This window comes from Actinoplanes sp. DH11, from assembly GCF_020873875.1.
Classification (GTDB): domain Bacteria; phylum Actinomycetota; class Actinomycetes; order Mycobacteriales; family Micromonosporaceae; genus Actinoplanes.
In genome coordinates, this window is record NZ_JAHWGU010000003.1 from 75,518 (window position 1) to 97,609 (window position 22,092).

At 69.1% G+C, this 22,092-nt stretch carries 22 protein-coding genes and 1 pseudogene; 8 read left to right on the forward strand and 15 right to left on the reverse strand.

Annotated elements, in window-relative coordinates:
- Positions 1 to 35: 35 nt before the first annotated feature.
- From LPA41_RS43200 to LPA41_RS05370, 6 genes and pseudogenes are all read right to left on the reverse strand, one after another.
- Positions 36 to 179 (reverse strand): annotated as a pseudogene (locus LPA41_RS43200) (hypothetical protein); the annotation flags it as partial.
- Positions 180 to 194: 15 nt separating this feature from the next.
- Positions 195 to 488 (reverse strand): hypothetical protein, encoded by a 294-nt coding sequence (locus LPA41_RS05350; protein WP_229068802.1) that lies wholly within the window; start codon positions 486 to 488, stop codon positions 195 to 197.
- A 149-nt stretch (positions 489 to 637) separates the two neighbouring features.
- The gene (locus LPA41_RS05355) at positions 638 to 1,000 is read right to left on the reverse strand and encodes a hypothetical protein (protein WP_229068803.1); all 363 of its coding nucleotides are present in this window, start codon (positions 998 to 1,000) and stop codon (positions 638 to 640) included.
- The gene (locus LPA41_RS05360; RefSeq protein WP_229068804.1) at positions 997 to 2,502 is read right to left on the reverse strand and encodes a hypothetical protein; all 1,506 of its coding nucleotides are present in this window, start codon (positions 2,500 to 2,502) and stop codon (positions 997 to 999) included. Before LPA41_RS05360 ends, LPA41_RS05355 begins: the two co-directional genes overlap by 4 nt.
- 80 nt (positions 2,503 to 2,582) lie before the next feature.
- The gene (locus tag LPA41_RS05365; protein WP_229068805.1) at positions 2,583 to 2,903 is read right to left on the reverse strand and encodes a helix-turn-helix transcriptional regulator; all 321 of its coding nucleotides are present in this window, start codon (positions 2,901 to 2,903) and stop codon (positions 2,583 to 2,585) included.
- Positions 2,900 to 4,000, reverse strand: coding sequence for a tyrosine-type recombinase/integrase (locus LPA41_RS05370; protein WP_229068806.1), 1,101 nt, complete (start codon positions 3,998 to 4,000; stop codon positions 2,900 to 2,902). The genes LPA41_RS05365 and LPA41_RS05370 overlap by 4 nt, the downstream gene beginning before the upstream one ends.
- Positions 4,001 to 4,512: 512 nt before the next feature.
- Between LPA41_RS05370 and LPA41_RS05375 the strand changes: the two genes are divergently transcribed.
- Positions 4,513 to 5,034, forward strand: coding sequence for a SigE family RNA polymerase sigma factor (locus LPA41_RS05375; RefSeq protein WP_229068807.1), 522 nt, complete (start codon positions 4,513 to 4,515; stop codon positions 5,032 to 5,034).
- Positions 5,031 to 5,813, forward strand: a complete 783-nt coding sequence (locus tag LPA41_RS05380; RefSeq protein ID WP_229068808.1) for a hypothetical protein — start codon at positions 5,031 to 5,033, stop codon at positions 5,811 to 5,813. The genes LPA41_RS05375 and LPA41_RS05380 overlap by 4 nt, the downstream gene beginning before the upstream one ends.
- Positions 5,814 to 5,867: 54 nt before the next feature.
- On the opposite strand, the gene LPA41_RS05385 is transcribed toward LPA41_RS05380, so the two are convergent.
- From LPA41_RS05385 to LPA41_RS05395, 3 genes are read right to left on the reverse strand one after another with little or no spacing between them, the layout of a single operon-like run.
- On the reverse strand, positions 5,868 to 6,644 hold the full coding sequence (locus LPA41_RS05385) for a MerR family transcriptional regulator (protein ID WP_229068809.1): 777 nt from the start codon (positions 6,642 to 6,644) through the stop codon (positions 5,868 to 5,870).
- Positions 6,645 to 6,658: 14 nt separating this feature from the next.
- A complete protein-coding gene (locus tag LPA41_RS05390) occupies positions 6,659 to 7,420 on the reverse strand; it encodes an ABC transporter permease (RefSeq protein WP_229068810.1) in 762 nt (253 codons plus the stop codon).
- Entirely contained in the window at positions 7,417 to 8,214 is a 798-nt protein-coding gene (locus LPA41_RS05395) for an ABC transporter ATP-binding protein (protein ID WP_229068811.1), read from the reverse strand. Before LPA41_RS05395 ends, LPA41_RS05390 begins: the two co-directional genes overlap by 4 nt.
- 226 nt (positions 8,215 to 8,440) lie before the next feature.
- Here LPA41_RS05395 and LPA41_RS05400 point away from each other — a divergent pair, with 226 nt between their 5' ends.
- Positions 8,441 to 13,873 (forward strand): RHS repeat-associated core domain-containing protein, encoded by a 5,433-nt coding sequence (locus tag LPA41_RS05400; RefSeq protein WP_229068812.1) that lies wholly within the window; start codon positions 8,441 to 8,443, stop codon positions 13,871 to 13,873.
- 2 nt (positions 13,874 to 13,875) lie between these two features.
- Positions 13,876 to 14,172 carry a barstar family protein gene (locus LPA41_RS05405; RefSeq protein WP_229068813.1) on the forward strand — a complete coding sequence of 99 codons (297 nt, stop codon included), beginning with the start codon at positions 13,876 to 13,878 and terminating at the stop codon, positions 14,170 to 14,172.
- A 262-nt stretch (positions 14,173 to 14,434) separates the two neighbouring features.
- On the opposite strand, the gene LPA41_RS05410 is transcribed toward LPA41_RS05405, so the two are convergent.
- A complete protein-coding gene (locus LPA41_RS05410; protein ID WP_229068814.1) occupies positions 14,435 to 15,031 on the reverse strand; it encodes a hypothetical protein in 597 nt (198 codons plus the stop codon).
- 224 nt (positions 15,032 to 15,255) lie between these two features.
- On the opposite strand from LPA41_RS05410, the gene LPA41_RS05415 reads away from it, so the two are divergent.
- The 3 genes from LPA41_RS05415 to LPA41_RS05425 all read left to right on the forward strand — a co-directional run bounded on the left by LPA41_RS05415 (position 15,256) and on the right by LPA41_RS05425 (position 17,767).
- The gene (locus LPA41_RS05415) at positions 15,256 to 15,759 is read left to right on the forward strand and encodes an NUDIX domain-containing protein (protein WP_229068815.1); all 504 of its coding nucleotides are present in this window, start codon (positions 15,256 to 15,258) and stop codon (positions 15,757 to 15,759) included.
- A 51-nt stretch (positions 15,760 to 15,810) separates the two neighbouring features.
- Positions 15,811 to 16,572: a histone deacetylase gene (locus tag LPA41_RS05420; protein ID WP_229068816.1), complete on the forward strand. Its 762-nt coding sequence runs from the start codon at positions 15,811 to 15,813 to the stop codon at positions 16,570 to 16,572.
- Positions 16,573 to 17,158: 586 nt separating this feature from the next.
- Complete coding sequence (locus LPA41_RS05425) at positions 17,159 to 17,767, forward strand: DUF998 domain-containing protein (RefSeq protein ID WP_229068817.1); 609 nt, start codon at positions 17,159 to 17,161, stop codon at positions 17,765 to 17,767.
- 29 nt (positions 17,768 to 17,796) lie between these two features.
- Here the strand turns inward: LPA41_RS05425 and LPA41_RS05430 are convergent, their stop codons facing one another.
- From LPA41_RS05430 to LPA41_RS05450, 5 genes are all read right to left on the reverse strand, one after another.
- Positions 17,797 to 18,726 carry a serine hydrolase gene (locus LPA41_RS05430; RefSeq protein WP_229068818.1) on the reverse strand — a complete coding sequence of 310 codons (930 nt, stop codon included), beginning with the start codon at positions 18,724 to 18,726 and terminating at the stop codon, positions 17,797 to 17,799.
- Positions 18,727 to 18,931: 205 nt separating this feature from the next.
- Complete coding sequence (locus LPA41_RS05435; protein ID WP_229068819.1) at positions 18,932 to 19,735, reverse strand: nitroreductase family protein; 804 nt, start codon at positions 19,733 to 19,735, stop codon at positions 18,932 to 18,934.
- Positions 19,735 to 20,061 carry a hypothetical protein gene (locus LPA41_RS05440; RefSeq protein WP_229068820.1) on the reverse strand — a complete coding sequence of 109 codons (327 nt, stop codon included), beginning with the start codon at positions 20,059 to 20,061 and terminating at the stop codon, positions 19,735 to 19,737. The genes LPA41_RS05435 and LPA41_RS05440 overlap by 1 nt, the downstream gene beginning before the upstream one ends.
- On the reverse strand, positions 20,058 to 20,780 hold the full coding sequence (locus tag LPA41_RS05445) for a class I SAM-dependent methyltransferase (RefSeq protein WP_229068821.1): 723 nt from the start codon (positions 20,778 to 20,780) through the stop codon (positions 20,058 to 20,060). The genes LPA41_RS05440 and LPA41_RS05445 overlap by 4 nt, the downstream gene beginning before the upstream one ends.
- Before the next feature lie 56 nt (positions 20,781 to 20,836).
- Positions 20,837 to 21,016, reverse strand: coding sequence for a hypothetical protein (locus LPA41_RS05450; protein WP_229068822.1), 180 nt, complete (start codon positions 21,014 to 21,016; stop codon positions 20,837 to 20,839).
- A 47-nt stretch (positions 21,017 to 21,063) separates the two neighbouring features.
- Between LPA41_RS05450 and LPA41_RS05455 the strand changes: the two genes are divergently transcribed.
- Positions 21,064 to 21,990: a hypothetical protein gene (locus LPA41_RS05455; RefSeq protein WP_229068823.1), complete on the forward strand. Its 927-nt coding sequence runs from the start codon at positions 21,064 to 21,066 to the stop codon at positions 21,988 to 21,990.
- Positions 21,991 to 22,092 lie beyond the last annotated feature (102 nt).

Below are 22,092 nucleotides of genomic sequence, written 5' to 3' on the forward strand. Positions count from 1 at the left end.
TATTGGTCCAGGACCAGGGTCTGCGAGCTTTTCGTCACCGACCGCTCGTGGCGGGCGATCTCGGTGCGCCCGTCGAGCACGATCACCTCGCTGGCGTGCAGCATCACCCGCACCGTACGGCCGATGAACCGTGCCGGCACCGAATAGTGCGACTGCCGGACCCCGATCAGCCCATCGTGGTTTGACCTTCGGGGTCAGCTGCCGACCGGCCTTGAACGGCTCGGCCGGCAGCGGCGCCAGCAGTGGTTGCTCAACCCCGAAGTCTTGCCGATGGTGCGGACCCGGTGCTCCAACCGGCGGTCGTGCTCAGCGGAGTCGATGACCGCGATCCGCTCGTTGAGCTCGGCCAGTGTGGCAATCCCCGGCACGGGGACCAGGTGGTTGCGCCGGAAGCGGCCGACCTCACCCTGCACGCCGCCTTTCTCGTGCGCGCCCTTGATTCCGGGCATGCAGTAGAACGCCTCGAAGCCCATCCCCGGTGAGTTCACGAATACTGACGGCTGGAGGTGCTGAACCCGGGGTCGTAGCGATTGTGCGGCTGGTGAGTTCCCGACGAATCGGTGACATCTGCTATTGGGGCTGGTGACGTTTCAGCGTTCCAACGACCTCGTGAGGGGCCTGGTGAGAGGCAGGCAGGCTAGGCAGCCGGCCGCAGCAGGTCGAGTCGGGAGCGGAGGCGTTTGGGTAGTTGATCCACCAGGCCGTGTCCGGGCTGGTTCGGCCAGGGCAGCATGTCGAGGAAGCTTGTTACCAGCACTTCGTCGACGTCACGATCGCCGCGGTCGAAGTATTCGTCGAAGAACTCCAGCACGCTTCGCCAGTCCAGGGAGTCGTCTTCCTGCAGGTAGGCGTTGACGATTCGGTCGGTGAAGCCTTCTCCGATCCCAAAGATGACGTGGGGTAGGAGCTCGCCCATGTCTTCGACATGATCGTCGTAGTCTGGCCGAAGGACCGGAAAGCGGCCGACGAAGGCTTGAACGAACTCGCTCGCTGTCGTCACTGCTCCATCCTTTCAGCGGCGATGTCAGCGTTCTGCTGCGGCCAGACGGCCTTGGCGTAGCGAAGCGCGGGTTTAGCGGTGAGGCCGAACATCGCGGCGATGTGCAGCGGGTCTCCGCCGACGGCGCGGGCTTCTTCCAGGATGCGGTCCTCGCGAAGCTGCGCGGCGGTGGCCGGCAGGCCGTCGAAGAGACAGGTGAGCCAGTAGGCGCTGACCGGTCCGCGCTCGTGGGCGGTGCGGCGGGTCAGTAACAGGTGCGGGTTTCCGGTGTCCGGCCATCGCTGGTGGCGGTAGTGCAGGTAGGTGGTCAACGCGGCGGCGGTGAACTCGTCCAGGCGGCGCCGGCCGGCGCCGAGGTTGATGCGCTGGTTCGGCAGATCGACCTGATCGAGCGTCAGGCCGCGGACCTGATGAGGACGCAGGGCATGGACGCCGATGAGGGCGATCGCGATCTGAAGTGCCGGGTCGTTCTTGGCCGCGTCGCCGATAGCGTGCAGCATTCCGGTGGTCAGCGTCGCCGGTGTGCTGGGGTTCCGGCCGCTGACGTGAATCCGTGCGACTGGGTTGGCGAAGACCAGGCGGTGGGCTTTGAGCACGCCGAACAGATCTCGCAGGGCATGAGCGTCGGAGGCCTGCTGCTTGCGGCCATCGAGCCAGTCGAGCACGTCTTGCCGGGTGACCTGACGCAGCGTGGTGTAGCGGTCGGCGATCTCGGTCAGGAACGGGAGGGCGGCCGCGAGCAGGGTGAAGGTGGTGATGCGGGGCCGGGCTCGGCGGCGCGGGGTGCCGCGTCGGAGCACGGTGATCCAGGCGTCAAGTTCATCGCGCATCCGGGCGGGCAGCGAGTCGAACTTGGCGTCGATCCACACGGTGAGCGAGTCGGTGCGGTCGTCGACGACGAGGTCGTCGCCGGCGGCGAACAGAACCTCGAGCACGCGCAGGCCGGGGACGCCGTGCGGGCTCATGGCGGTGACGGTGCTGGCCTTGACCGGCTCGCCCGGTTCGTGACAGCTGGCGATCATCCGCAGGCCGCGGCGGACCTGTTGCAGGGTGCGTGGTGGCCAGCCGTTGTGCTCGGCCAGGACATCCGCGTGGCGCAGTACCAAGCGCAGGAAGCCGGGATCGCGGGGTGGGTCGAGGCTGCTGGCATGTCGGCAGTCGCGCGGCGCGTCGACCAGAATCGGCTGCTCCCAGCCGGCCGACCGGGCCGGCAAGGCCACCACCAGTGTCGGCTGCGTCTCCGGCAACGTCACCGGCTTCGAGCGCGTCCTGGCTGCCCTTGAGAATCCGGCGAGGAACAGTTGCTGGCCGGTGCTGGCCGCGACAGTCAGATCCAGCGCGATCTTGCAGTCGGGTCCGGCGATCAGGCTGGCCTGCCGGCGGCAGAGCCGGCAGACGCCCTCGTCGACCGGGACGGTTTCGCGGGCGCAGGTGTGGCAGCGACCGAGTGGGTTCTTGCGGGCGAAGGCTTCGCAGCCGCGGCAGATCCGCTGGCGCAGCACGCCCCAGGCTAGGCACTGCTCGCAGCTGCGCGCCGGCCCTCGGTAGACGCGTTTGCCCCGGCGGCGTGGTGACGCTGTCGTCATACCGGGGGTTTGCTGCGGCCGGCATGCCGGCGCTGGATCGGTGCCTCGCCCGCCACGGCCCGCAGCGGAGCTGTCTCGGCCGGGCGCGGTGCCGGTAGCGGAGTGTCTTCCAGCACCAGCAGGTCGTTCGGGGTGCAGCCGAGCACCGTGCAGATGATCTGCAGATCTTCGAGCCGGATCGTCACCGGCTGGCTGGACCAAAGGTGCGACATCTTCCCGGCGCTGATCACCAGGCCGGCGTCGGCGAGCATGGCCTGCAGCTGCGAGGCCTTCCAGATGTCGCGTTGCGCGGCGGCCAGGCGCAGGTTCCACTTCATCGTCGGCTCCCGAAACGGTTCGCGGCCCGCTGGCCGGCACCGGCCCAGGCGTCCTCGATGTGGGTCTTGTCGACGTGAACGTAGATCATCGTCGTGTTGAGCCAGGCGTGCCCCAGGATTTCCTGGATGGCCACCACGTCCATGCCGTTGCGGTAGAGGTCGGAGGCGGCGAAGTGACGCAGCAAGTGGGGCGATAACCGGCCCGCCTGCGTGGGCAGGTGGACGGCGACGGCCTCGGCGAGCCCGTCGCGCAGCGTGTCGGTGGTCGCGAAGCCGCTGCTGCCGTCGGCCCGGCGGCGTTCGGACGGGAACAGCGGCGCCATCGGGTCGTTGATCCGGTCGTCGAACTCCCACCGCGGTCCGTGCACCCACCAGTCCAGCAGTTCCCGGGAACCGTTGATCAGCGGGACCAGGCGTTCCTTCTTCCCGCGGCCGTTGCTGCCCTTGCCGCGCAGCAGCACCTTGCCGAACCGGCCCAGCTCCCAGCGCAGGTCGCCCATGCGCAGCAGACACAGTTCCGACACTCGCGGCCCGATCAAGCTGACCAGCCGGAATGCCGTGTAGTTGCGGACCGCCGGCGCGTACTTGCGAGCGGAATCCAGCCCGTGCTGCCAGCCGGTGAACAGCTGCGTGACCTCCCGCGGCGTCGGCGGGATCCGCAGCCGACCATGGGTGCCGCCGCGCGGCCGGTTCATCTCGTCCAGCGGGGACTCGACCACGAACCCGGTGGCCGCGTGGATGTCCGGCTTGTGCCGCAACTCCAGGAACTCGAAGTAGACGGCGAACCCGGCTGCCTTGCGGACCTTGGTGCCCGGCATCGCCTCGCGCAGATGCCTTCCGAAGAAGGCGTCGATGTGCTGGGGCGTCATCTCCCATAGTGGCCGGCCGAACCACTCCCGCAGTTCCTCGACGGCCGCGACATCGGCTCGGATCGTCGCGTCGGTGATCCCCGCTGACGAGCGTGCCAGCACGAACTCGGCCAGCAGATCCTGCTCGAACGCCGCGATCTGCCCAGGCCCGTCCAGACGCTGATGCGCCCGCAGGTCCCTGACCACCGCCACCGACACAGCGGCCTCCAGCTCGAAAATCCACGACACATCTCGGATTCCCGAGAGAGATCTCAGGAATGCCGAGAATGGATCATAGATTCATCGATGATCCAGAGTCCATACCCGCGCCCAGGTCAGACCGGTCACCAGGCCGTCACGGTGGAAATCTGGCTGCGGGAACTGACGGCAACACGGGTTATCTGAGAGCGAAACTGCACCCACCGGTCGCTCTCGGTGCGGCGCGCCCGAACACCACGCGGATCGCCACCCACCTCGGCTGGGGTCGGCACACCGTCCAGCGTTACGCCCGTGCCGAGACCTGGCAACAGATGCTCGTCGGCACCCGCCGGTCACGGCCCAGCAGCCTCGATCCCTACAAGATGCGGAGACCTCGACCCTGACGGCGATCCTCGAGCGCTGCCCCGATCTACGCGCCGCTCACCGCGGCGATCAACCGCTGAACCCGCGTCGACCGCGAATGCGTCAAGATTCTCTCGGGGAGCGCAACCGAACCTGGGCTTCGCTCGTCTTGGTGCTCATGGAACGGACAGAGGCTTCGTATGAAACGCGGTGACGCGGATTTCGTCGCGTTCGCGCAGGCGAACTCGGTGCGTCTGCAACGCGCGGCGTACCTGCTGACCGGCGATCGGCATCAGGCGGAGGAGGCGGCCCAGGCCACCCTGGTTCGGGTGTACGCCGCGTGGGGGCGGGTCCAGCGCAAGGACCCCTATGCGTACGCCCGCACGGTACTCACCAACCTGGTCACCGATCAGTGGCGGCGCCCGATGCGGGAGTACGCGACCGAGACCATGCCGGAACCGCCGGCCGCGCACGACGTCGCCGATGTGGTGTCGAAGCGGCGCTGGCTGATCAGCGCGTTGCAGGCGCTGTCGCCCCGGGAACGGGCAGTGGTGGTGCTGCGGCACTTCTTCGACGCCAGCGAGGCGGAGGTGGCCCGCGAGCTCGACCTGTCGGCGGGCACTGTCAAGAGCCTCAACTCGCGAGCCCTGGCGAAACTCCGCATCACGGCCGGCTCGGTGCCGCCGGTGCGCCTCGAGACGGAAGCAGGAGTGGGACTGTGACGCAGCTGGAAGAACTGAAGGACGCGATGCACTCGCCGCCGGACTTCGAACCCGCCCCCTTGGACCTGGCGCACGTGATGAGCGCCGGCGGCCGGCTGCGCCGTCGTCGCAGGATCGCTGTCGGTGGCGCGTCCGCGCTGACGGTGGCCGCCCTGCTGATCGGCGGCAGCCAGCTGCCCGGCCTGGGTCGTCCCGCCGGCGAGGTCCCGGCTGCCGGGCTGTCGGGCGCCGGCCAGTCGGCTGCGCCGACGCCGGTGCCGCCGACCGGCAACCCGTCGGCGCGGGTGCCGTCGCCCGACAACTCGTCGGCGCCGGGCATTCTCGGCACGATCGTCGAAACCGGTAAGCGCGCCGGTGGCCGGCAATGGGTGATCTACGTCGAGACGATCGACCCGGATGATCTGGACAACAATCTCACCCTGGTTCTCGGGCACACGAAGACCGGCACCATCGACGACTTCCGGATCGAGATCGTCGGCAGCGACGCCGGTGCGGGCCGGATGACGCCGGGCTTCCACGCGGTCGAGGCGGGGCGGGTGGTCGGCGGCCGTACCACGCCCACGTTCGGCTACTACGTCGGGAACGCCGCCAAGATCACCGCCCGGGACACCGACACCGGCGCCGTCGTCAGGGCGCATCGGACGGCCTGGGAGGGCTTCGGCAAGGCGGACAAGATGCAGATCTTCTGGTTCGACTTCGCTCAGGGGAAGGCGCCGGCCAACCTGACCGACTTCACCGCGTACGACAGCAAGGGTGTTGAATTGCCCGCCGGAAGCTGACGCGGCTGATGTCCTGGGCGGTCCGGTGCCCGTTGCCGGACCGCCCGGCCGCGTTCAGCCCGGCGGTTCCGGCAACCGCTGCATCCGCGTCCAGCCGTCCCAGCCGCGTTCGCGCATCAGGTCGCGCATCAGCTCGGCCCGGGAGTCGGCCGCGTCGGCCAGATCGTCCAGCAGGGCGAAGAACATGTCGTCCTGCCCCGTACTGGTGATGTCGATCCCGGCGGCCTCCATCTCCTCCGCGAACTCGACCATGATCTCGGCGGCCTCGTTCGCGAGCTGGTTGTCGATCTCTTCGGCGTCCATGAGTTTCGACAACACCTGATAGAGCCGGACGACTCGCGGGTCCTCGAGCTGGGCGATCTTGTCAGGGATCCATTCGAGTACGGCGTCGGGCCAGCGGGCCGAGAGCAGGATCCAGCCGTCGCGCTCACCGGCCAGCATCCGCTCGGAGGTCCCGATCTCCCGGAGCCGGTCGAGATAGTCGACCACCTCGGGCGCCAGCACGAGGTGGTCACCGGCGACGAGTTTCCGGACCTGTTGGCGGCTGGCCTCCAGCCGTTCGATCTCGTCACCCAGGCGAGCGTCGATCTGCTCGACCGCCGCGGTGAGGGTGGCCTCGTCGGCCTCGAGCATCCGGGAGATCTGCGTCAGCGGCACGCCGGCGTTGGCGAGGGTACGGATCTTGATGAGCGACACCAGCGCCGGTGCGCCGTAGGTGCGGTAGCCCGACGCGTTACGTTCCGGTTCGGGAAGCAACCCGATCCGGTGGTAGTGCCGCACCGCCCGCACGGTGACACCGGCGTACTCGGCCACCTGTCCGATCGTCAGCATGCTCTGATCCTGGCTCAGCTGATCCGGCGGCGGTAGATGATGCCGGCGAAGGTGAAGGCCACCCCGAGCAGGCCGGCACACCAGGCGAGCGCGATCCAGATGCCGGTGCCGACGGGTTGTTGCGCGAACAGCGCCCGCAAGGTGTCGACGATGGACGTGACCGGCTGGTTCTCGGCGAACGCACGGACCGGGCCGGGCATCGACGTGGTCGGCACGAACGCCGAGCTGACGAACGGCAGGAAGATCAGCGGGTAGGCGAACGCGCTGGCACCGTCCACGGTGCTGGCGGTGAGTCCGGGGATGATCGCCAGCCAGGTCAGTGCCAAGGTGAACAGGACCAGGATGCCGCCGGCCGCGAGCCATTCCGGCACGCCCGCGCTGGTCCGGAAACCCATCGCCAGGGCGACCAGCAGGATCACGACGAGCGAGATCAGGTTGGCGACCAGCGAGGTCAGGACATGCGCCCAGAGTACGGCGGACCGGGCGATCGGCATGGACTGGAACCGTTCGAAGATGCCGCCCTGCAGATCCTGGAACAGCCGGTACGCGGTGTAGGAGATCCCCGAGGCGATCGTGATGATCAGGATGCCGGGCAGCAGATAGTTGACGTACGAGCGGGTGCCGGTCTGGATCGCGCCACCCAGGACGTAGACGAACAGCAGCAGCATGACGATCGGCGTGATCACCGTGGTGATGATGGTGTCGGGGCTGCGCGCGATGTGGCGCAGCGAACGGCCCAGCAGAACGGCGGTGTCACCGAAGAAGTGCTTGTTCATCGCTGCTCCCCGTTCGCGGCGGCGCCGACCAGGCTGAGGAAGACGTCTTCCAGGGTGGGCTGCTTCTCGACGTACTCCACCTTGGCCGCAGGCAGCAGCCGCTTGAGTTCGCCGAGGGTGCCGTTCACGATGATCCGGCCCTCGTGCAGGATCGCGATCCGGTCCGCGAGGTGCTCGGCCTCGTCCAGGTACTGCGTGGTGAGCAGCACCGTCGTGCCTCCCGCGGCGAGTTCCCGGACCGCCGACCAGACCTCCAGGCGCGCCTCCGGGTCCAGCCCGGTGGTCGGCTCGTCGAGGAAGACGACGGGCGGATCCCCGATCAGGCTCATCGCGATGTCCAGGCGGCGGCGCATCCCCCCGGAGTACGTCGCCACCCGGCGGGCGCCCGCCTCGGTCAGCGAGAAACGCCGCAACAGGTCGTCCGCGATCGTGCCGGCCTCCTTGAGATGCCGCAGCCGGGCCACCATGACAAGGTTCTCCCGCCCGGTAAGTATCTCGTCGACCGCCGCGAACTGGCCGGTGAGACTGATCGACTCACGGACGTCGGCGGCCCGCGCCGCCACGTCGAAGCCGTTGACCTCCGCGCGGCCGGCGTCGGCCTTCAGCAGCGTGCACAAGATCTTCACCAGGGTGGTCTTGCCCGCCCCGTTCGAGCCGAGAAGGGCGAAGATGCTTCCCGGTGCCACGTCGACGTCCACGCCGCGCAGCACGCTCACCTCTTTGAATGACTTCTCCAGGCCGCGTACCCGGATGGCGGCGGGAACGGCCTGTTCGGTTTCCGGCGGAATGCTCATGCCCGCCAGCTTGGGGGGTTGACCCTACGTCAGGGTCAAGCCTTTCTTCCCGGCCGCGTTGGTCGCGTTCACCGCCAGGGCCGCTGCGCCGATCAGCGCCGGTGGTCATCTGCCGGTGATGTGCCAGATCACCGGCAGCTCCGCGCACGGTCTTTCGGGAGCGCTCCCAGATCGGTAACGTACGCCCGATCCATCGATGACCAATAATTTACGGGGGGATTCGGTCATGCCGGAGGACCATTTCACGCTGCCCAGATCATGGAGAAGGCGAGGTCTGGCGCTAGCCGCGGCTGTGCTGGTGGCGCTCGCCCCGGTGCCGGTGCGCGCGGCACCCGCGGTGGCCGCGGCGCCGGGCACGCCGCCGGCGCCGCAGGGTCCCGGGTCGCCCGAGCGCCCATTGCCGGTCTCGGCGTTGCCGAACAAGGGACTCCCGGTGGGCGAGCGTCCGCCGGTGGAGCCGCCGTCCACCGAGGCGGCGGGTATGGCCCGGAAGCTGACCGCGACTCAGTTCGCGGCGGCGGGCGCACCCGCGAAGCGGGCCAGGCAGGTTGTGGGCCGCGCGGCCGAGAGCGCGGTGCGCGGCGCTGACGCGCTGGTGCTGCGCTCCGGCTATGCGACAGGCGATACGTCGCTGGTGGTCTACTTCAGTCTCGCGGACACGGCGATCACCTCGTGGTCGGCGACCGTGTACGACGCCGCGTCGCAGCGGGCGCAGGAGTCGGTGACGCTGGGCAAGGGCGATCTGCCGGTGTGCGGCTCCCCGCGCCAGTTCTGCCGCGGGTTCGGCGGGGCGGAGGGCTGGGCGCTGGACGCCGGCCACGACTACTTCGTGAAGATCACCGTGAGCTACCCGGACGGCAGCACTCAGACGTCGGCGTCGTCGAACAACGCCCGGCCGCGGACGTTGGGCGAGACCCCGGCGATCCCGGCAGCGCAGGCCGCCGGCTGTGCCTGCGCGAACGCGCTGGGCCGCAGCACCTCCGGCCAGCAGGTACGAGGGCGTGGGGTGAACACTGGCACCGGCGCGTTCACCCGGATCGAGTCGGATCTGGGCATGGCGTCGTTCGCGGTGCCGTTCCAGCTCGGCCGGGTGTACTCGTCGGCGAACACGTCGTCGGGGCTGTTCGGCAACGGCTGGGCGTCCACGCTGGACTTGAAGGTGACGGCGACCGATACCGGGGCCACGGTGCGGGCCGAGGACGGCGCGCAGGCCGACTACAAGCGTTCCGACGACGGGTCGTACCGGCGTCCGGCGGGGGTGCGGTCGGACTTGAAGAAGACCGAGGCCGGCTGGGAGCTGACCACGCCGGAGCAGGTCACGCATCGGTTCGACGGCAGCGGGCGCTACCTGTCGGCGAAGAACAAGCGCGGGCACGGCTTCACGCTGAATTACACCGGATCGGCGTTGATGTCGGTGACCGACGCGGCGGGCCGCAAGGTGGCGATCGAGTACCGGCAGGACTTGGGCTTCGTCACGAAGGTGACGCTGCCGGACGGCCGGTTCACCAACTACGACTACGAGGGTGGCCGGCTGCGCTCGTTCCAGTCGGCGATCAACCAGACCACCCAGTACCGGTACGACAACGGCCGGCTTCGTGAGGTGATCAACTCCCGCGGCCTGGCGGAGGTCACCAACACCTACGACGCCACGACCGGGCGGGTGAGCGAGCAGCGTGACATCAACGGCAAGGTCACCACGGTCGAGTGGGACGCCGGTAAGCAGGAGGCGAAGGTCACCGACCCGGACGGGGTGGTGAACTTCGACGGCTACGCCGGCAACCTGGTGAAGTACACCCAGAACGGCAACGGCGACACCAGCAGCCAGCGCTACGACGCGCAGGCCAACCCCAACCTGAACGTTGACGGCAACAACAACCAGCGCGAGTCGACCTTCGACGGCGCCGGGAACATGGCGTCGAGCAAGGCGCCGGAGCCGTTCGGCTTCACCGAGAAGGCCGAGTTCACGCCCGGTAACAAGCCGAAGACGTACACCGACGGCAACGGGGTGACCTGGACGGCGGAGTACAACGACTTCCACGAGATGACCAAGCGCACCAACGGCGAGGGCCGCTCGTACACCTATGAGTACGACGGCCGCGGTCTGCGCACCTCGATGACCGACCCGCGGGACAAAACCAGCCGGTACGAGTACGACAGCGCCGGAAACCTGACGGCGGAGATCACCCCGACCGGGCGGCGAACCGAGTACACGTACGACAGCGCCGGCCGGCTGAAGACGGTCATCGACCCGCGTGGCACGGCCAGCGGCGCCAACCGCGCTGCTTTCACGACGGCCTACTCCTACGACAACGAGGACCGGCAGACGCTGGTACAGCAGCCCGGCAAGGGCAAGCCGTGGGAGACCCGCTACGACGAGGGGGGCCGTACCAAGACGGTGGTCGACCCGCTGTCGCGCGCCACGATCTACGACTACGACCGGGCTGACCGGCTCGAGACGGTCAGGTCACCGCGCGGCGACGTGACCACGTACGCCTACACCGCCGCCGGGCGGCTGCAGTCGCAGAGCAACGGCGAGGGCGACAAGACCTCGTACGCGTACAGCAAGAAAGGCCTGCTGGAGAAGCTGGTCACCGCGCGCGGCAACGAGCCCGGCGCCGACCCGGCCCAGTACACCTGGACGTTTCACTACGACGGCAACGGCAACCCGGTGCGCCGCACCCACCCGAACCCGGGTGGCGGCGAGGTCAGCCGCGACACCGGCTGGGACGAGCTGGACCGGGCCGTCACCGACACCGACCCGCTGGGTGCGCAGAGCTCGGCCAGCTACGACAACAACAGCAACGTCACCAGCATCGACGACCCGGCGAAGGCCCGGACCGGGTTCACCTACGACAAGAACAACCGCCCGACCGACGTCACCGACTCCCAGCAGGGCAAGACCCACACCGACTACGACGCGGCCGGCAACCCGGAAAAGATCACGTCGGCCACCGGCGGCGTCACCAGCTTCGCCTACGACGGCGACAACCGGCGCACCTCGCAGGTGGAGCCGCGGGGCAACGCCGAGGGCGCGAACGCCGACGACTACCGCACCCGCTTCGGTTACGACCGGGCCGGCAACCTGACCTCGACGACCGACCCGCTCGGCAACGTCACCGAGGCGAGCTACGACGCGATCAACCGGGTCACCACGCGTACCGACGCGAACAAGCGGGTCACCAGGTACGGCTACGACGACGCCGACCAGCTCAAGACCGTGCTCGCGCCGGACGCCACCGGCGGGCAGGCGACCAGCTACAGCTACGACGCCAACGGCGCGGTCACCGAGGTGCGTGACCCGCTGCAGCACACCCGCACGGCGTTCTACGACAAGGCCGGCCGGGTGATCGCCACCACCGACGCGCTGGGCCGTTACCGCGAGCATGTCTACGACGCCGAGGGCCACGTCGTCGAGACCGTCATCGCCCGTACCGTGGCCGACCCGCGCAACCCGGGCCGCGACCCCGAGCGCGACAAGCACACGATCACCGACACCTACGACACCCTGGGCCGGCGCACCCAGACCAAGCTCGGCACCACCGGTCCGGTCTACACCTTCGGCTACAACGCCAAGGACGAGCTGACCAGCGCCAACGACCCGGCCGGCAGCCAGTCCTACGCGTACGACACCAATGGCCGGGTCGAGCAGATCAAGCGCGGCGACCGGGTCTTCGACTACGGCTACGACGGCAACGGCAACGTCACCTCCCGGACCTTCCCGGACGGCACCGCGATCACCGCCGACTACGACGCCGACAACCGGATCAAGGAATTGACCGCCGCCGGCGACAGCTGGACCTTCAGTTACGACCCGGCCGGTCGCCGCACCTCGGTCGATCTGCCCGCAGACGGCCTGGTCGAGCGGCTCGACTATGACCGGGCCGGCCGCCTCACCGGCATCGAGACCGGCACAGTCGGCAAGTACGCCCTGGATCTCGACCCGGTCGGCAACCCCAAGAAGATCACCACCACCCGCGGCGGGATCAGCGAGCAGGTCGCCTACCGCCACGACCCGGCCGACCGGCTCACCGATGCCTGCTACGGAACGGCCAGCTGCGACAGCGCCGGCACCGGAAAGATCTCTTACACATACGACTTGGTCGGCAACCGCAAGAGCCAGACCCGCAGCGGCGCGGCCGGCAACAGCGCGACCACCTACCGCTACGACGACGTCGATCAGCTCATCTCGGAGACCACGACCGGGGCCAGCGCCGGCACCAAAGCCTACAAGTACGACTCCGAGGGCAACCGCACCGACGACGGCGCCGACCGGTACGAGTACCACCTCGACCACACGCTGCTGTCGGCCACCGTCGGCGGGCAGAAGACCACGTACGCCTACAGCGCGACCGGCCAGCGGCTGACCGCGACCACCGGCGCGTCCACCCGCACCTGGGACTGGGACCTGAACGGCAGCCTACCGCAGATCGCGGTCGACTCCGCCGGCTCCGATGCGCGGACGTTCGTGCACAACGTCACCGGCGAACCGCTGGCTCTGCGCGACGGCGGTGCGGCCAGCATCTACGTCCATGACTGGCTCGGCGGCACCAGCGCCCTGGTCTCCGGCAACGGCGGTGTGCAGGCCGTCTACGACTACGACCCGTACGGTCTGCCGCGTACCTCACCCACCGAGGCCGGGGTCGACATCACCGCGACCGACGCCGCGACCGCGAACCCGCTGAAGTTCACCGGCCAATACCAGGACGCCACGGCCGGCGGCGACTACTTCATGCGGGCCCGCATGTACGACCCGGGCACTGGTTCCTTCACCGGCGTCGACCCGGTCAAGGCCGGCATCGGTGAACCCGCGATGTCGCCGTACGCCTACGTCGACGGACAGGTCCTGCTCTCCGTCGACCCGACCGGCGAATCTCTCACCGACTGGCTCTCCGACGCCGGCGACAAGATCAGCGAGGCGCTGGACAAGAGCGAGGAGGTCGAGGAAGACATCCAATCCGAGGCCACCGAGTGGACCGAGGAGATCGTCACCGGCGCGCTGAAGACGTACGAAAACCTCGACGACGCGTCCGCGACCAGCGTCGGCACTCCCAAGTCCAAGAAGAAGGCCGCGCAGAACGACCTCAAGCAGGCTTACCAGCCGAAAAACATCATCAACGGTTTCAAGGCCGGCTATGAGGAGGACTCGGGCAACCCGGTCCGTCAAGTCACCCGCGGCGTGCTCGACGTCGGCAGCATGCTCGTCGGCGGTGCCAGTGCTGTCAAAGCCGCCCGGGGCGGCGCCACGAAAGCACCGCGGGCCACCAGCGGCGCAGAGAATGTCAACGCGGCCGTCGGCCTGAGAAACAGCCTGACCACCGCTCAGGCCGCGAACCCGCTGATGGATTCGCTGCGCGCCACCGGGCGGCTGCCGTCGAACTATGTGACCAAGACGCAGGCGCAAGCGGCGGGCTGGGAGCCGGGCAAGGCGTTGGGGAACAAGGTCCCGGGAGGACAGATCGGCGGCGACCCGTTCCGGAACACGACAGGTGTGGTGCCGGCCGCGCCCGGGCGCAGCTGGTTCGAGGCCGATGTCGGCCTGGTCGGGAACATGTCGCGCGCCAAGCAGCCGGGGACGCGCCTCGTCTATTCTGACGACGGCCTCGCGTATGTGACTTACAACCACTACGAAACCGTCTACCAGCTGCCGAACTGGAAGTAGCGATGACGACTGTCGTGCTTCGTGGTCGAGAGATCGCCTCCGAGTTGGACCTGCACCGGGCACTTGCGGCCGCTCTCGACTTCGGTCCCTACTACGGGAAGAACCTGGACGCGCTCTGGGATCGCCTCACCACCGATGTCGAACGACCGGTCCACCTCGTCTGGCAGGAGTCGTCAGAGAGCCGGCGCCAGCTCGGTGACGAACTCTTCGACAAGATCGTGGCGCTGCTGCGCGACGTGGCGGCGAGTGATGTCACCGCCGGCTATGCCGAGCGGTTCACCGTGGAGATTCTCGGATAGAGCGGGTGCCGGGAGGGGAAACCGCCTCCCGGCGCCCACCACCCGTTCCGGAACGACAACAAGGGCATCTGGACCGACGCCGCCGACCTGACGCCCGGCGACGTGCTACCGACCGCCGCATCGGCTGGGTCATCGTTGTTGGTGCCGGCGCGTCCCGGCTTGGCGGCGGTGTCCTCCACGGTGATGCGCGCCTTTCGCGCCTGATCGGGTTCATCTGGCCAGGAGCACGCGCTTGGCCCTTCCCAGAGGATCACTGCGTGGGTCAATCGGGGCGCCGTTCGCCGCCCGCCTCGCTCAGGCCGTCGACGAGCATCTCCGCCTCGTCCGCCGAGATGGTCATCGTGGTGCTGAGCAGTTCGACCGCCTGCTCGCGCTGCCCGGCTTCCACGAGGGCCGCGATCCGCAGCCAGGCGAACGCGTCGGCCATCGCGTCGCTGTTCCCGCCGGGCGCCGCCAGCCACCCGTCCGGCGGGGCAGTGCCGTCCTGAGCCGGCTGACCCACCGCCGTGACATCCGGAACTCCCGCGCCGGGGGACACCGCAGCCGGGGCGGACGCATCGGAGGTCAGCGCGTCAGACGTGGCTTCCGCGCGGGAAGCGTCAGGGGCGGGAGCGCGGGAGGCGGCTTCGTGAACGCGGGCGTCAGCGATCCGGGTGGCCTCGTCCCGCAGGCGAGTGTCCGCGTCCCGGGGCGTTGCGGCGGCGGTCCGCGCCTGTAACTCGCGGACCTGATTGCCCAGCAGGTCCTGGCGGCCGCCGCGGCGGCGCAGGGTCATCGTGATGACCGCAATGAGCGAGGTCGCGACGAAGAAACCCACCACCAACTCCAGCAGGCTCGCGTCGGTGCCACCGGGGCTCATGAGCTCAGCCGAGCTCTGCCGGGACGGTGGCGGCGGGGAGGTTGACGCGGTGCGCGGTCCAGAAGAGGTACGCCACTGCCGAGATCGTTGCGTTCGCCCGCCACATGTGCGGAATCGTAGTGCCGGAGAACCACCCGGCCGGCCCGGCGTCAGAAGACAACCGCGTTACCCTGCTCCTCGCGTCGATCGATGTGTCACGGCGCGTACCGGGTCAGGAGTCCGCCATGTCGCCGCACCTTCGCGCCTCCGTCCGCGCGATTATTCTCGACGAGAACGACCACGTCCTGCTGTGCCGGTTCGTCGGCCCGCACCCGGCGGTCCTGGCCGGAGCGCCGGCCGTGTGGGCCGCCCCCGGTGGCGGCGTCGAGCCGGGGGAGGACGGCCCGTCCGCGCTGCGCCGGGAGTTGCGGGAGGAGACCGGCCTGGTCGCCGCCGGTGAACTGCCGCATGTCTGGCGTCAGGTGGTCGTCGCCCCGGATCAAGTGCCCGGCTTCGATGGCATGGTCAACGACTACTTCCTCGTCCGTACCACCCGGTTCGAGCCTCGCGGCGAGTTCACCGACGACCAGCTTGCCGCCGAGCACCTCGCCGCCTTCCGGTGGTGGCGGCTGCCGGACATCACCGATCACGCCGGGCCCGACCTGTTCTCGCCGCGTGATTTTGCCGCCCTGCTGACCGACCTGCTCACGTCCGGGACACCCGCCGAACCGGTCACCCTCGGCTGGTGAAGGCTGGGGACTGCATTGCCGTGTGGCCGGGCGGCGACGCAGAATGCGGCCATGAACGACTTCGACGTGACCGCCGGGGGAGCAGAACCGGACGCGGCGGATCTGCTGCGGAGCTCGGACGTGATGGTTCGCCGGGGTGAAGCCCGACCCGTACCCATGACCGTCTCGGCGCCGGCGGATGCCTGCGAGCTCGTCTGGTACGCCGCCTACGGATCCAACCTGTACGCGGCGCGGCTGCGCTACTACCTGGCCGGTGGCCGCCCGCCCGGCGCCCGCCGGGTGTTGCCGGGGTGCCGGGACGCCAGTGAGCCCCTGGCCACGGCGCCGGTGATGCTGCCGGGCGGCATCTACTTCGCGCTGGAGTCCTCACAGTGGGCCGGCGGCATGGCGATGTACGACCCGCAGCTGCCCGGCACGGTGGCCGCCCGCGCCTACCTGATGACGGCCGGACAGTTCGCCGACGTGGTCGCCCAGGAGATGTACCGGGAGCCGGGCGTGGACCTCGACGTCCTCGACGATGTCGTGCGGCACGGCCGGGTGCAGCTCGGCCCCGGCCGGTACGAGACGCTGGTGTGCGCCGGCGCCCGGGACGGTCACCCGATCTTCACGTTCACCGCGCCGTGGTCGGCTGCCGAGGTGACGCCGAACGCCCCGGCGGCGGCGTACCTGCGGATGCTCGTGGGCGGACTGCACGAATCGCACCGCTGGGACCGCGAGCAGATCGCGTCCTACCTGCATGCCCGGCCCGGCGTCGCCGGCGCGTGGACGATGGCCGAACTGCTCGCCCTGGCCGACGAGCTGACCGGCACCTGAGGTCGCGCGGGAGGGCGCGAGCCGTCGTGACGTCGATCGACTGGTCCATGGTGGATACGGTGCGAGCATGGGTTGTACGGGTGCCGGCGCGGTATCAAGGAGACGGCGGTGATCGGCTGGCTGTCTGCGGGTCTGGCTAATGGCAGAGCAGAAGCAGCTTGAAGCCCGCGCCGCAGGAGACGATCAGGGTAACCGTGACGGCGAGGAGGGCGCGGGCGACGATCAAGCCGGCCCGCGCTCACCTTCGAAGAAGAAGATCGTCGTCTCCCGAGAAGCGGTAGGTGGAGAGCGCAATGATCAAACCACCAGCGGTCAACACCCCATAACGCAGGCTCGAGCCGGTTCGCACAGGGGGAGGCAGGGTGGCTCAGCGACCGAGGCGCCGGCGGGGCAGGTGCCCGGTCTGCAAACGTGTCGTCGCCGTCCTCCGGCACGGACGGGTTCCGCGGCACGACGGCACCATTCGCGCCTACGCTCCGCCCGAGGAGTGCTCAGGCGGCGGGCGGCCGGCAGAAGGCGCGGAATCATGAGGGTGGTTGACGGGCCCGCCGGTCCGCGCGGGCAGCGCACCGATCATGATGGCGGGATGTCCCGGAACCGGCTTGCTGTGACGGCCGCGGTCCTGGTCACCGCCGGCGCCGCCGTCATGCTGGTCACCCTTGTCGCGCAGCCGGGGCCCTGGTGGCGCGGATACGTCAGCGAGGTGGGGGTCGCCGGTCGGCCGTACGCCATGGTCTATCGCTGTGGTCTGCTGCTGCTCGCACTCGGCGTCGCGGTGCTCGGCCAGGCCTCGCGCCGGGCCCGAGTGCTCCTGCTGGCCGCGGCCGGTTTCGCCGGCACCTCCGGCGCCGTCGCGTGCAGCGATCGATGTCCGCTGCCGCCGTACGAGCCGACGACGCCCGCCGACGTCATCCACACCGCCGCGGCGATCCTGGGCATGGTCGTGCTGGCGGCGGCGATGGCGGTGACCTGGTGGGAGGCCACCCGCCCGGCGATCCGGCGGCTCACCGCGGCCGCGCTGGCGCTGCTCGTGCCGGTGGGTGCGGTGCTGGGCGTGACGATGCTCGTCGTCGGGCGCGGCACCACGGGCGCCGTCCTGGAACGTGTCATGCTCGCGGTCGCGGTGAGCTGGCTGGTCGGTACCGCCCTGTTGAGCAGGTCCGAAGCTGCGGCAACCGGCACTCCGGACGTATGACAACACGCCGATCGGTCCTTGCTGTGCCGTCAGCGCTGTGGCCGCGGGTTCGGGCCTGCGGCGGTCTCGGCCAGGAGGGTGAAGCCGTGCCGGTCGACGGCGGCCGACGTAGCGGTCAGGATCACCACTCCGGCGCCTGCGGCCCGGTCCAGTCCCAGCCATGACCGGAATCCCCCGGTGCCACCGTTGTGCCAGGTCACCGTACGGCCGTTGTGCTCGAGCGTGATCCAGGCGGCACCGATGCCAACGGCGCGTCCAGCGAACCGGGTGACCGGATCCAGTGCGCTGAGACCAGGAGCCGAACCGTCCAGCAATGCGGCGGTCAGGCGGGCCATCGCCTCGATGGAGGCGCGAATTCCGCCGGCAGGAGCCACGGCCTCGCCGGTCCAGGGCTGCCGGGCACGTCCGAACCTGCTCCTGCCGGTCAGCGCGCTGGGTCGCAGCTCTGCGGGAGTCGTCGGAGCGTAGAAGGCATCGAGACCGAGAGGGTCGGTGATGCGTTGGCACACGAGTTGCCGGTAGCTCACTCCGGCGGCGGTCGCAATGGCGTGACCCAGCAGTTCGAATCCCAGGTTGGAGTAGCGCGCCCGGGGTCTACCGACCCGGACCGACCGCGCTTGAGCGATCAGCTGGTCCAACCTGTCACCGTAGGGATTGGTTCCGCGCAACCACAGTGCCGCAGTGCGCCGCAATGGCGCGCTCGATGCGGCGAGGCCAGGCAACCCGGAGTGGTGAGTGCTCACCGACGCCAGTGTCACCCGGGCGGCGGGGCAGTCGCCCAGCGGCAACAGGTCCCCCAGCGCCGTCGACCGATCGACCTCACCGCGGGCGAGCGCGTCGGCGTACAGCAAGCCTGTCACGCCTTTCGAGATGGAGCCGATCTCGAAGTCCGCCGCAGGGTCGGCGCCGAGTCCCGCCACCCGCTGCCCTTGGCGGGAGACGGTGGCGGCCGCGACCACCGGATGCCCGTTCCCCAGAAGGGTTCGCAGTCGCATAGCGAGTGTCTCGTCGCCGTATGGGATCGCCGCTCGATCAGATCCTGACAATCGCCGCATGCGTCAACCGTAGTTGACAGTAGCTCGGTTCGTCAACGTGGGTTGACACGAACCGCCCGCGAGTGAGTCAGCGCGCGCCCGCCGGCCGGAAAGCAATGCTTTCGTATCCTCAGCCGCCGATCGGCTGATCCCAGCCCTGCTGCGGCGTGGCGCAGGTGCCCCGGAACACGTACTGCGACGGCACCTTGCGCTGCTCACTGGTCCAGTCGATGGGTGGCCGCCGCTGCTCCGTCGGCAGATAGCCGAGGCGGTAGACGGCCATCAGCTCAAGATCGTCGGGCACCCGCAGCAGGCGCACGATCTCGTCCCAGCGCCCCGGAACCTCCATCGGGAAGGAGACGAACTGGATGCCCATGCCGAGCTCGACGGTGGTGAGCCAGACGTTCTCCATGGCCGCGCCCATGCTGAACACCGAGTAGAACGAGGACAACTCGCCCGGCCGGTACTCGGAGCGGTCCAGCATCACACCCAGCAGCAGCGGGGAACCGGCCACGAGTTTGCGGTTTTCCTCGCCCAGGGTCTGCGGCACCCGCATGGCGTTCATCAGTTTCTGGCCGCGGGCGGTGAACACCTGACTGGTGAACGGGCGCAGCGGCGCCGGCAGCCGGTCGAACAGCATCCCGTCGCGGCGGCGTTCCATCTCCTGCTTGCTGAAGCGGAAGTACGGCTTGTACCGCTCGAAGAACGTGCCGTTGGACATCGCCTCGGTCATGCTGTCACCGCTGATCCGGGCGATGGCCTCGATCGTCTCGCGTTCCTCCACGATCACGAACCGCCACGGCTGACTGTTCAGCTGCGACGGGGCACGTCCCGCGACCTCCATCAGGAGCCGCTGATGCTCCTCGGAGACCGGGTCGGGCAGGAACGCACCGTTGGTGGTCCGGCGGCGGCGCACCACATCGAGAAACTCCATCAGCGATTCCTCCAGGCCAGGACGAGGGCGAGGGCGTACGCCGGCGCGGCGCAACCGGCGACGGCGGCGTGCCGGCGCAGTCTCCCGCCGGCGTAGGGCAACGCGACGAGCGGGCCGGCCGCCGGCAGCAGCGCGAGACCGGCCGGGCGGCGTTCGACAGCGCTCGCCACGAGCGCCGCCGTGGTCAGCGACGAGGTCACCACGTACAGGGCGTGGTGGACCCAGCGGATGCGCCGGTTGTCGACGGCACCCACGGCGACGGCGGCGCCGAAGGCGGCGTTGCTCGCATAACTCACCGCGGCCGCGGTGATCAGGGGCAAGGTCACTGGTGCGCTCCCTCATGGGTGAGCAGGAGACGCTGCGGGAACATCGGCCTGACCTGCCACCCCGGCGGAACGACCGCCTGCAGCTCCGCGCGCCGGTAACTGCGGCGGATGGAGAGCAGACCGTCCTGGTGGATGAAGGACCGGCGGGCGAACGGCAGCGTGGCGACGGCGTAGAAACCGTAACCCGCGCGCGCCCGCGACAGATCGTTGTGGACGACCAGCCCGCGCGACAACGCCGTACTGTCCACCAGCAGCGCGTCCAGCGCCACCGGGTCCAGGTGGTGCAGCAGATGGTTGGAGACCACCACGTCGTACCGGTCGCCGCGGGCCACCAGGTCCGCACTCGACGCCTGCTCGAAACGCACCCCGCTGGACGGCAGGGCGCGCACGTGCCGCAGCGCGCGCCCGTCGGGATCGATGGCGGTGACACGCAGCACCAGCCGGTCCCGGGCCGCCCAGCCGGCGAGGGCGCGGGAGATGTCCCCGCCACCGAAACCGATGTCCAGCAGCGTGGTGGGCCGCTCGGCGTCCAGGCGCGGCCGGATCATCTGCCGGTAGACGCGCCGCCAGCCCGAGACGAGCCGGTTCACCGTGCGGAACTGCCGGTAGGTGCGTTCCAGCCGGTCCGGGTCGCAGTCGGCGAAGTCCATGAACTCCTGGGACTCGGTGTCCCGCCGGGCGAACCCCGCGCGGCGGCCCGCTGCGCTCGTACTGCTCAAATCGTCGGCCCTCCGGTTCGCATCGCCCGCACGCCATACCCGCATTGATCAACTCGCTAACCGAGCGGATCGACGAACCTCGCCATGACGATGGGCAGGAGATCACATCCCGCCTCGTGCGCGAGTAGAGCGCTGTTCGGGCCGTACATCTGCCGCTTGATCATCTTGATCCGGTTGACGTTTCCTACGACGGAGCCGGAGCTGTACGGCAGCGTCAGGCCGGCAGTGAGCTGCATGACCCGCTGGGGCGCATCAGCGCATCGTCGGCAGGTAGAAAGATCTTATGAAGGAAAGCGACGCCGATGTGGAGACCGAGCTCAGCAAACTCCGTGGTTGCCCTGAGTGCGAGTACCGAACTCTCGTATGGCGGCTCGCCAAGCGAGGACCAGCCATCGTTCCCGAACTGCAGCGGATCCGGCGCCATGGCCCCGGCAGACTGCGCGGTGCCGCGCTCGAGGTTTTGGTCAACATTGCCGGTGAAGCGGGCCTGCATCCTGCCGACCTGGCCGCGGCGGAGCGCCTCGTGCGTATCAAAGCGCCCTCGGAGCGGTTCCTGAATGTCAGCCTCTGCTGGGATGCGTGGATGTGCGTCCGGGGCGGCGATCAGCGCGGCATCATGGCCATTCTTGGACTGACCCCCGCACGAGCGGCGACGTTCGCCCTCGCCAACACGGTGGTCTCCGACAGCATCACTGGCCCTGGTGGCCTGGTCTTCGTCACACCGCAGCTGAACGGGTGGACTGTCATTGCCGGTGGATGGTGCGATCCGCAGCCTGACGAGCACGGCGAGGAGGTGCGGTACCTGCTCGAGCAGCTCAGCAGCCATTACGGCGAGGCGCACGCGTACTCCCTCACCGAGTACGGCGACGAATCGGACTGGCTGATCGCGCGGGCCGGCCGCACTGTCCGGCGATACAGCGAGACAGTTCCGGCCTGGGCGATCGGCCAACCATTACCGATCGAGCGCCGCCACCTCGACGCTCTGGGCGTTACCGGCTGCCCGGAGCTGATGCACGACAACAAAGACATGGAAGAAGCATTCGCTGACTTCTCGTTCGCGTGCACCGCCCGCACGGTGGCCGCTGAGATGAGCATCGACATCGTCGGAGGCGTGCGGAGAAGCGACGCCGCCGTTGAGGGGATCGGGATGCTGGCCTGGACGCCAGGCACGTCGGCCACCCGCATCGCACCGGCCGCCTACCAGATCTGAACGCGCCAGCGAGTTGATGCGACCGCGCCCCCGGCCCACGTCTCCGGCAGACATCTGACGCGCCCGAAAGTGGCGCTCACACTCACGGGCAGCCCAGCTGCG